This is a genomic window from uncultured Gimesia sp. (genome assembly GCF_963972345.1).
In the GTDB taxonomy this organism is placed as follows: Bacteria; Planctomycetota; Planctomycetia; order Planctomycetales; family Planctomycetaceae; genus Gimesia.
This window is the reverse complement of the sequence record NZ_CAXAVM010000232.1, coordinates 1-10,620: the sequence shown is the minus strand read 5'-3', so window position 1 is coordinate 10,620 and position 10,620 is coordinate 1. Positions and strand designations below refer to the sequence as shown.

The following is a 10,620-nucleotide window of genomic DNA, read 5'->3' as shown; positions in this document are numbered from 1 at the left end:
TCGATCAGTTTGTTGATACGGCGAAATACCTGCATCCACATTCGGATCTGGTGGCTCACCTCATCCTCGATCATCAGGTTCACGCACACAATCTGATCACCCGTGCCAGTATGGAACAGCAACTGGGGCTCCGGTCGGATGTAGAACAGCAGCTGGTTCGCTATCTGCTGTTTCTCGATGAAGCAGCACTCGCAGGGCCTTTACAGGGCACCACCGACTATCAGACCTGGTTTGAGCAATCGGGCAAACGTGATGCCAGCGGACGGTCGCTGAAAGACTTCGACCTGCAGACAAAACTGTTTCGCTATCGGCTGAGTTATCTGATTTACACAGACAGTTTCCGCAAGATGCCCTCGGCCGCCAGGAACAGGATTTTACAGAATATCCATACGTTCCTGGCCGCATCTGCTGCGGAACTGGAACAGTCCTGGGACGTTGATCCCGCCGCATTTCCTGTACAGGAACGACAGGCGATTCTGCAAATCGTGGCAGAGACGCTGGACAATCTGCCTGAATTCTGGCGAGTTAGTAAATAACGGTAAATAAGCTCCCGTTCTACTTTTGCCGATCTGAAACAGCGGGATTGCCTTGACCTGCACTCAGGCACTATGATGGCTGTCAGGTTCCTTCCATCAACCTGACCTGTTATTAACTCGCCTTGAAATCCATCGACGGCAGATTTTTATTATTTAACTTATCTGAGGTCTCATGCCTTTTTCTGACTCGTGTATTACAGGCCAGCGCCTGATTCTGTTACTGGTCTGTCTGACGGGACCGGTATTCGCCCCTCTGAATACCACTTCGGCAGCCGAAGCGTTCTCGGGATTGAAAGTTCCCGAAGGCTTTCGCGCCACCCTCTATGCCGACGATGACCTGGCCCACGACATCTATTCCATGACGATCGACTCGCAGGGGCGCGTGGTCGTTTCCGGACCGGGTTATGTCCGCATTCTGATTGATGCCGACGGGGATGGCGTCGCCGAATCATTCCAGCAGTACGCAGATGGTCCGGCTACCGGGGCCCAGGGCATGTATTTTCTCGGCAGAGATCTGCTCTGCACCGGGGATGCGGGACTGATTCGCTATCGAGATGAAAACGCCGACGATCGTGCTGACGGCAAACCGGATGTGTTTTTGAGAACCCGGACCGGTGGCGAACATAATACACACTCGATCCAGCGTGGCCCGGATGGATACTGGTATCTGCTCCTGGGGAATACCGCAGGCATCAATGAAAAATATATCACTGGCAGAACGTCACCCGTGAAGAAACCTTATGCGGGAACACTCATGCGGCTCAGCCCCGATCTGACACAGGGGGAAGTAATCGCAGATGGATTTCGCAATGCGTATGATTTCGCCTTCAATCCCAATGGCGATGTCTTCACTTACGACAGTGATGGCGAACGCGATATTTCGCTCCCCTGGTACCGGCCGACGCGTGTGTTTCATGTGCTGCCCGGTTCGAATGCAGGCTGGCGGAGTCGCAGCTGGAAACGTCCCGACTCGTTTCTGGACATGCCACCGGCGATCGCTGCCTTTCACAGAGGCTCACCGACCGGCGTCAGCTGCTATCAGCAGCGTCAGTTCCCGCAGGAATATCAGGGGGCACTGTTCGTCGCCGACTGGACTTTCGGCCGCGTCCATGCGATCCCCATGCGATACTATCAAGGCAGCTATGCCAGCGATCCCATTGATTTTATCACGGGAGTCGGGCAGTTCGGCTTTGCACCGACCGACCTTGCGGTGGGCCCCGATGGTTGCCTGTATGTCAGCGTGGGGGGACGCGGTACCCGCGGCTCTGTATTCAAAATCGAATACATCGGGCCGATCGAAGCGCAGAAACCGGATCTGACTTCAGCAGAAGTTGCCGAAAACACGATTCAGGAAACAGAGACGTTACCCGCCCTGGATGCCTGTCTCTCGGCTCCGCAGCCCCTCAGCAGCTGGTCCCGAGAGAACTGGTTCCCGCTGGTGAAAACGATCAGGCCGGAAGCGTTTTCAGAAGCCGCTTTGAATCCGGGTCGTTCCGCTGCGCAACGTGTGCGGGCCATCGAAATCATTACCGAACTGCTGGGGGGAGTACCCGACTCACTGATTGAACCACTGCTGCAGGACAGGTCAGAACGGGTTCGCGCACGGCTGGCATGGTCTCTCGCCTATCCCGGTCCGTCTATGCAGAAAGCAAAATGGTTGAATCAACTGCTGCAGGATGATTCGCCACTCGTTGCCCGCTTTGCGCTGGAGACGCTGCTGCAACTGGGAGACCAGGTCAATCAGGGGGAATGTCTGACCGGCCTGCAGAAAACGCTGGACGCTACTGCCCGCTATGTCAGACAGTCGGCTGCCCGGGCAGCAGCCACATTGAACGCCGCGGATTTCAAAACACTTTCTGATCGTGTGGAAGCTTCCAATGGGGCGGCTCTGATCACGCTGGCGTATGCCAAAATTATTAAAGAGGGAGGCGTTGTGCCCCTCGCGGTTCGTACCGGGATCACTGTTTTTGAAGGTGACTACCAGACTGACCTGCGTCTGGATGCGCTGCGTCTGATTCAACTGGGGCTCGGTGATCTCGGGCCACCTACGAAAATGGCGGCGGTTTTCGACGGGTATGCGAACGGCGTTGATCTTGCAGAATATGAACGTCAGCTCGATCCGATCCGCATCCGCCTGATGGACGCGTTTCCCAGCAGCCACGAAGTGCTCGATTATGAACTGGCGCGGACGCTGTCGATGCTGGCACCTTACAATCCCCGTCTGCTGGATCGCATCCTGGAAAAAATCACCGATGACTCAGACCCGGTAAACGACATTCATTACCTGATCGTCGCGGCTCGTATTCCCAGTGACCGCAGTACTGCGCAATCGAAAAAAATCGCCAAAGCACTGGTCTCCATCGATGAGAAACTGCTTCGCCTTAAACTGCCGCAGGATACAAACTGGGATGATCGTTTTAAAGAACTGTATGCACAGCTGGTGAAAATTGACGCGGATCTTCCCCGCCAGATTGTCGAACAGCCCGGCTTTGGTCTACCCGGACACGTGCTGTTTCTGAGCCAGCTGCCGGGGCAGTTGCTGGGAACCGCGATTGCTGCGTTTGAACGGAAGATCGAGGCGGATCCCGATTTTCTGTGGACCAGCGACGTGGTATTTCTGTTTGGCGAGTCAAAGAAACCCGCGCATCGGGAAATGATTCGTAATCTCTACGACAACTTCGCACTGCAGCCCGCGGTACTCGCGGTTCTGTCGTCCAGTCCTGAAGAACAGGATCGTGATAAATTTTTCGAAGGGCTGGACTCGTCACAGATTGAAGTTCTGGAAGCCTGTATTTCTGCTCTGGAAAAACTGACGCCGCCCACATCTCCGGACGAAACCATCAGGCTGTTTGCCACACTTCGTCGCATGGACAATGATAAACGGGAACAGAAGCTGCAGTCGCGGATTGTCACGCTCCTGCAGAAATGGACCGGGCAACAGATTGGCGATCCCGCAGATATCGCCGACCCCACAAAGCAGCGCGCCCTGATTCAAGCCTGGTCGGACTGGTTGTCCGGACAGTCTCCCGAAGTGTATGCCCGCATTTTTAAACTGGGGGGTGAGGAAACGGAAAAATTAAATGCGATGCTGGAAACGGTCGACTGGGAGGCTGGCAACAGCGAACACGGAGCTGAACTGTTCCGAAAACGGGCCTGCATTCAATGCCATGGAAATCGCAGTGCCTTAGGGCCGGCCTTGGCGGGGGTCGCGAAACGCTTCTCCAGGAAAGATCTTTTCACGGCGATTGTGGCTCCTAACCGCGATGTCTCCCCCCGCTATCAGACCACCATCGTGGGAACTGTAGACGGGAAAGTTTACACCGGACTGGTCGTTTATCGCTCGGTCGATGGGCTCACACTCCGTAATTCCAATAACCAGACCACCCGGATTGAGGCGGACGAAATTGATTTTGAAAGCAAGAAAAGCAGTTCGCTCATGCCGGAAGGACTGCTGAAAGATTTAACGCCTGCCGACCTGGCTGATTTGAATGCCTATTTACAAAGTCTGTAGATTGAGTACTCTGGGGCAGCAGCACTACGTAACCATGATTACTGTTTTCACAGGAGACCCAGTTCGGCGTGTCGACTTCTGATGAACCAGCCAAAAAGAAACGCACCAGGCAACTGCCTCCGCCCTACAACGCGCTGGACGGCAAACGCTGGATCCAGAATTCGATCAGCGTCTGGAGCGACATCCGCAAGTCGCTGGAAGAAGTTCGCCTGAAACATCCCGCGATTTTCCCGGAAATGCTGGTGGAACGGCTCATCGAAACATTTCTTCCCTTGCAGGGGCAAGTGATTCTCGATCCTTTTGCCGGGTCGGGCAGCACGATTGTCGCCGCAGAAAAAATGGGCAAAACCGGAATCGGACTGGAACTGTCAGAAGATTATGCCGACCTGGCCCGGCAGCGTCTGCATGCCCTGGGTCTCGAAGCCGACGAACAGACCGAATGCAGGTCGCGCATCATTCATGGATCTGCTCTGAATTTAGCAGAACACGTATCACCGGAAAGCGTCGATTTATGCATTACCTCGCCTCCTTACTGGAATGTCTTAAACCAGCGTCGATCAGCGGATCACAAGGATGTGCGTCATTACGGCAACCATGATCAGGATCTCGGGGTCGTCGAAGATTACAATGAGTTTCTGAATGAATTGAACCGAGTATTCTCGCAGGTGCTGACGGCATTAAAGCCGGGGGCCTACTGCTGTGCCATCGTCATGGATCTGCGTAAACGGAGCCGTTTTTTCCCCTTTCACAGCGATCTGGCCACCCGCCTGCAGGAGCTTGGTTTTCTGTACGATGATCTGATCATCTGGAATCGCCAGGCGGAATATAATAATCTCAGACCACTGGGATACCCTTCCGTCTTTCGCGTAAATAAAGTCCATGAGTTTATCGTGCTGATGCAAAAGCCAAAATAATGAACGCCTGCAGTCTCGATCTCAGGTTAACCGCGATTGCAATTCTCATCCTGTTATCTGTATAACTCCTGTTTCAAATTCGGAAATCAGGATGTCTGACAGATTTGCTGACATGCCCGCCTGGAATCGTCAGGTATACTATTAATAGATGCAGAAAAATACTGTTTCAAGAAAGCGGAATTCAGCCTGGTGCTTTGTCAAGCTTGAATATGAGGGTTGGAGGTGTTGTTTACGTGCTCCGTTGTCGCACTCTCGTGATATCTATCAACCCAAAATTTAAAAATGACACTCCACTGGAAACAGCATTAGACTTTTGTCATAATGGTATGAAGAGAAACGAATTACGCATCGCAAACAACAAGAGATCATCCCATGCAAACACTTAATTCTATCCTGGTTGGTGTCGATCTGACCCACGCGGATCGGCTTGTCGCTTCCGATCTGAATGAGCAGACTACAGAAGCGGTTGAACGTGCGATCTGGGCCGCCAGCAGGTTCCATGCAAAACTGGAGTTTTTCGCTGCCATTGATCTGTCAGCTCATACCAGGCATCTGCTTGAGGAAGATAAAAAGCACGTGCACAATAACGTGACGGACGAAGCGCAAGCCGTCATGCAGATCCTGATTGAACAGGCGAAAGAGAAGGGGGTCGACAGTTCTTCCAAGGTAGCCCTGGGGCCACCGTGGCGCGAAATTATTCTGGAAGTCATCAAAGAAAAACACGATATGGTCCTGGTGGGGACGCGTCCCCATGGATTCACCGGTCGGCTGTTCGGCGGCACGGTGATGAACCTGTTCCGTCAGTGCCCCTGTCCGGTATATGCTGTAAAGGTCGATGAAGAACCGGATGTTCCCGAGGTTGTTGTTGCCAGCGATATGAGCGAAGTCAGCACGGATATCCTCAACTTTGTCGTCAATGCCGCACAGGTGGCCGACATGAAAATCCATCTGGTTCACGCGATTGATACGAACTTGGACCAGCGGCTGCAAGGACTGGGAGTCAATGAGGAAACGCTTCAGGAGAGCTCCAAAGTGATTCTGGATGAAATCAAGAATGAGTTGAACGAGCAACTGGCCCAGACCGACTTCCGCACACTCACCTATGGCGTGCAGGTGCATGTCCTGGAAGGTTCGCCCGAAGTGGCCATTCCTGCCTTCATCGCAGAAAATAAAGTCAACCTGCTTGCCATGGGAACCCTGGCCCGAAGTGGGCTCAGCGGCTTCTTCATCGGCAATACCGCAGAACGCATGCTGGAAAAAGTCAACTGTTCCGTCCTGACCTTCAAACCCGCCGACTTCGTTTCGCCCGTCGTGCCTGAGTAAACAGGACGAAATTCAACCAAAACTCAACGCATCCTGGTTTCAACCAGCGATGCGTTTTTTAACGCCCCATTCAAATGCACCACTCAAATTCTGGTACTCAATTCTGCCTCAACTCATTCAATTTTGAAAGCAGAATGAATTTTTGAAATTCAAAGTAGGAATTTGAATTTCCATTGTTCATGATGTAATCGGCTGCCAGTCTGCTCCCGCGTGCTTATGAGTCAGCGATGCACTTCCGGATCGCATCAGAAAATCATCAGAATTGTGAATGGGGAGGCGCGATGTTAAGACGGGTATCGAAATCTGCCTGGAGCGGTTCCAGACTCAATAGGGTTCAACCTCAATGGGAAAACCAGGATTTTCTCAATCGATCATCGACCTCGAGGAATTCTCAGGATGACATGCACGTCTTTTGTTCTGAGGTTTATCGCTTGTCTGCCGGAGTTAGGTTACTTGATACGGCGTTACCGATGAGGACATTGGCGAATCCGGGACATGTGCGAGTCATGCGGGCCGTGCCTGCTCGGTTCATGACACTTCTCTCCTGTATGCTGCTCGCCGTGCTGTATGCCCAACCGGCTCTCGGACAACACACTCAGCAAATCATGATACGATCTGATCCTGGCGTCTGCACGGTAGCCCAGTGGAAGAAGGATTGGCCAGGGTGCCGATATGAAGATGGTGTTAGCGAGAGACACCTTTCGGTCGTCACGGCAGAGGACGATAAGGCGTATCGCGTTGACTATGTGGTTGGCGAAATCGGACCCGAGAAAGGCGGAGTCGGCTGGCGATACCCGATTACCAGATCACATAGTGTCGAATTGAAGTACCGGTTGACGTTCAGTCGGGATTTCGACTGGGTCAAAGGCGGCAAGCTTCCGGGGTTGTGTGGTGGCCCGGAAAGCGTCACCGGGGGAAACCCGGCGAATGGCAGGAACGGGTTTTCGGCAAGGCTCATGTGGCGTGCTGATGGTCGCGGCGAAGCGTATGTGTACCACATGAATCAGCCCAGGAAATATGGAGAGAGTTTTCCATTTCCTGCGGAATATCGCTTTCCGACGGGTGAACCAGTTCTTGTGCGAATGCGGGTAACGATGAACACTCCCGGCCGTCGTGATGGACAACTTGACGTCTGGATTGGCAATGAAGAGTCGGGCGAATATCGTCGTGTCGTCAGGCGATCTGATCTGGAGTGGCGTGCCTCTACCGACCTTGCTGTGGATAGTCTGCTGTTTGAGACCTTTTACGGTGGTGGTGACAAGACGTGGGCTCCACGCAGGCCCTCATTCGCACTCTTTCGAGAGATATCGATCCGATCATTGAAATGACAATACCCTGCGCAGAAAACATTCCAATAGACGGTCGTCGCGATCCTCGCGGTTGCTGGAGCCTGAGCGGCAGAACGGTTGAACGTTTCGCAGGACCGGGTCAGTCTGTTGCAGTGTTTTGTACCCGTATCTGACTCGCAGTCATTCAACATATCAGCAAAACTTCAGGGAGTAGGCGATTACTGCTTAAGAAAAGATCGGTATATCTTTGTTGGTTCAACCCGATTCTATTGATCAACAGAAATTGATTTCTCTCCGTGTATAAAGACATGATCCGTTCAGAGGTTGCATTGGATACCGTACCAATATTATCGATCAGGCAGGCATCATCCGGGCCGATGCACAACACATATGTCAGCGCAGGCAGAAAGATTTCCCACCAGTGAATTCAGACTTTCCTGAAGGTGAGGCTGCGCTCTGGCTTCAGAAAGCATAGCATATCATTAACGCCGTTTGAGCTTCACGCTATAGATTACACCCAGCGCACAGCCAACGAGCGCACTTACGGGCATCCCGTTCAAGATAAAGTAGCGTGTGTAACCGGCGGTGACCTTGCTTCTGAAAAAGTTGTAGTGCGGATCCTGTTGTGCCAGCAGCGGCGCCAGCACCCAGACTCCCAGAAAATAGCCGATCAGCAGGCCGACGATCGCACCGATGATCGAATGCTTCAACACACCCCGAATTTTGATCTCTCCGAACCGCAATGCAAACAGGTAAGCCAGTGCTCCGCCCAGTAAGGGGCCAATGACAGGCAGACGGACGCCACTCTGAAACCGGATCATCGGCCCGGTTTCCATCCAGGAGTAACCGCCGATGATCGCTTCCAGCAACAGTCCCAGAATCACCCCGCAAAAGGCGGCGATCCACTGATTCACATTCACAGGTTCAATTGACTTGCGTTTCACCACGTTTTCTGTTCCAACTCAAATAAGATATAACTCTTTAATTAATGTCGGCAATCGCGTGAACGTGAGACAATTTTTTCGCATTCGGCGGACAATCCGTTAAACTGATAGAAACGGGTAACTGATAAATCCCGACTCAGGAAGATCGCATGTCTGAAGAACCTGTACCACAGCAAATAATATCCGCCCATACAAACTGGATGCGCCTGAGCCTGCTGGCGCTGGGACTGATTCTGATCGGAGTCGGAATCGCCTGGCAGCTCAAGCTGCCGCCCTTTGTCTCCCGTCTGCCCCGGGAAAACGCGATTATGGTCATCGCCCCTTATCGGCACCAGGGGACCTGGGTCTTTGATGACAGCTCTGCGGGACTCGTCCAGGAACCGTTCGTGGCGGGCGTTCCGGAAATGATCGATGTGATCGTCAAGGACATACCCGATGCTGATGCAGGCTTCCGACTGCTGTTTTCCGCAAAGCCGTTCCCCCAGTATCAAAAAAAACTGGTCTGGCTCCGTGGCGAGGGGGACGGCAACTACTACCGCTTCTCCGATTCCGAGATGGAAGGCTGGATCTGCCCCGCCATGTTCAAGTATTACGAGACCGCTCCCAAAGATCTGTATGTCAAAGCCGAACCCCTGAAATAAGCAGGACCAGCGAGCCCGGTCTCCCTTTTTGGTGTCACTCTCAATTCCGGCAGAGCAGACGTTTGACGAAAGCCCTGAACCCCTACTATATTAGGACTCACCTCCAGCCCCCGTAGCTCAGTTGGATAGAGCAATGCTTTCCTAAAGCATAGGTCGCAGGTTCGAACCCTGCCGGGGGTACTCTCAAACGCCTGTTTTTGTAGGCTTAATCCTACTGGATTTCTTCAGTGATTTCCTCTTCCTGGTCACTGGTCACAAGATTGGTCACAGAATCGGCATCGGCCTGCCAGATCACATCTGCTGCTTTCTGTGCATTTCTGCCCACGTAATACTTCATTGTGGTATCAATATCAGAGTGCCGCATCAGTAGCATTAGCACGTCTGGCATCACTTTGAGTGACCATCTCTGACCAAAAGCACGCCGCAGGTCGTGAGCAGACGCAAAGCGTGGTTTTCGTTTGCCTGTCTCCTTATTGATATTCCCCTTTTCACTGACGACAACGTTTGCTTTCTCCCCGATATCGGCTATCTGCTTTGATATCGTTGACGGTAGCATTCGTTCGGCTCGCCTCTTCCGGGCCTGTGGATTGAATACGGGGCCGGTTCTCTCGTCTTCTGGCACTTCCTCCAGCAGAGCAGCGAATTCAGGAACGATCGGCAACACCCGGTCGCGATGGCCTTTCTCAGCTTCTGCCCTGATACGGAACACCGGACGCTTACCAGAGAAATCAACAGACAGTTTGTCCTCACGATCCCAGTACAGGTTTAGAGACTCTTTCAGACGCAACCCAGAGCACCACAATCCGCGCAAATGAAACTTCCATGAATCGGCCTGCTTCTCTCCGCAGACACCGGGAACGGCGTCCAGCATCCGTTCAAACTCTTCTAAGCAAATCGGCCTCCCGCGCATCACCTTTTCTTCTCGAATACGCTTGAACTTTGGAAACTTTGGAACACTGGGAAGCATGTTGATTTCATACGCCCAGTTCAGAGCTGCTTTGATATAGATCAGGTATCCTTTGATCGTCACATCCTCAAGTCCTCTTTCCCGCAGTTCCTTCACCATCTTACTGATTGCATCGGCATCGACTTGTATTAGCAGATTCGGATTGATGATCGCTTCAACGTGCCTAAAAATGAGATTGGCCTTAACCACTGAATCTTCAGCGAACCCGGGGAAAACCTCAGTTTCATAACGTTCCTTGAAGTCTGCCCATTTTGTTTTCGACAGATCGTAATAGCTGCCTTCGTTGATTTCCTTCTCCAGTCGGAGCGCGAACCGTTCCGCGTCCCGTTTGATTTTGGTCTTGGTACTCTTGCGACGTTCCCGAAATGTTACCGGATCAACCCACCGGGCATAATAATTGTCACTGTTGTCTCGTTTGATCACATTTACTTTTACGCTCGCCATTGATTCGATTCTCCCTTAAATGGTCCGTTTCATGAATGGTATTCGTCGTCC

7 protein-coding genes, 1 tRNA gene and 1 pseudogene are annotated in these 10,620 nt (G+C 52.5%); 7 read left to right on the top strand and 2 right to left on the bottom strand.

Features of this window, described 5'->3' with window-relative positions; translation table 11 throughout:
• The 5 genes and pseudogenes from AACZ40_RS25485 to AACZ40_RS25465 form a co-directional block, all read left to right on the top strand.
• Nucleotides 1-536, top strand: a pseudogene (locus AACZ40_RS25485) (hypothetical protein); the annotation flags it as partial.
• A gap of 172 nt (nucleotides 537-708) precedes the next feature.
• Nucleotides 709-4,047: a HEAT repeat domain-containing protein gene (locus AACZ40_RS25480; protein ID WP_291171274.1), complete on the top strand. Its 3,339-nt coding sequence runs from the start codon at nucleotides 709-711 to the stop codon at nucleotides 4,045-4,047.
• A 68-nt stretch (nucleotides 4,048-4,115) separates the two neighbouring features.
• Nucleotides 4,116-4,961, top strand: coding sequence for a site-specific DNA-methyltransferase (locus AACZ40_RS25475; RefSeq protein ID WP_291171276.1), 846 nt, complete (start codon nucleotides 4,116-4,118; stop codon nucleotides 4,959-4,961).
• A 372-nt stretch (nucleotides 4,962-5,333) separates the two neighbouring features.
• A complete protein-coding gene (locus tag AACZ40_RS25470; RefSeq protein WP_291171278.1) occupies nucleotides 5,334-6,284 on the top strand; it encodes a universal stress protein in 951 nt (316 codons plus the stop codon).
• 470 nt (nucleotides 6,285-6,754) lie between these two features.
• Entirely contained in the window at nucleotides 6,755-7,612 is an 858-nt protein-coding gene (locus AACZ40_RS25465) for a polysaccharide lyase (protein WP_291171279.1), read from the top strand.
• Between the two features lie 443 nt (nucleotides 7,613-8,055).
• Here the strand turns inward: AACZ40_RS25465 and AACZ40_RS25460 are convergent, their stop codons facing one another.
• Nucleotides 8,056-8,517 carry a hypothetical protein gene (locus AACZ40_RS25460; protein ID WP_291171281.1) on the bottom strand — a complete coding sequence of 154 codons (462 nt, stop codon included), beginning with the start codon at nucleotides 8,515-8,517 and terminating at the stop codon, nucleotides 8,056-8,058.
• A gap of 149 nt (nucleotides 8,518-8,666) precedes the next feature.
• Between AACZ40_RS25460 and AACZ40_RS25455 the strand changes: the two genes are divergently transcribed.
• Both AACZ40_RS25455 and AACZ40_RS25450 read left to right on the top strand, forming a co-directional pair.
• The gene (locus AACZ40_RS25455; RefSeq protein WP_291171283.1) at nucleotides 8,667-9,158 is read left to right on the top strand and encodes a DUF6717 family protein; all 492 of its coding nucleotides are present in this window, start codon (nucleotides 8,667-8,669) and stop codon (nucleotides 9,156-9,158) included.
• Between the two features lie 106 nt (nucleotides 9,159-9,264).
• Nucleotides 9,265-9,338 (top strand) — tRNA-Arg (locus tag AACZ40_RS25450).
• Between the two features lie 31 nt (nucleotides 9,339-9,369).
• Here the strand turns inward: AACZ40_RS25450 and AACZ40_RS25445 are convergent.
• Nucleotides 9,370-10,569, bottom strand: coding sequence for a site-specific integrase (locus AACZ40_RS25445; protein ID WP_291171285.1), 1,200 nt, complete (start codon nucleotides 10,567-10,569; stop codon nucleotides 9,370-9,372).
• Between the last annotated feature and the right edge of the window lie 51 nt (nucleotides 10,570-10,620).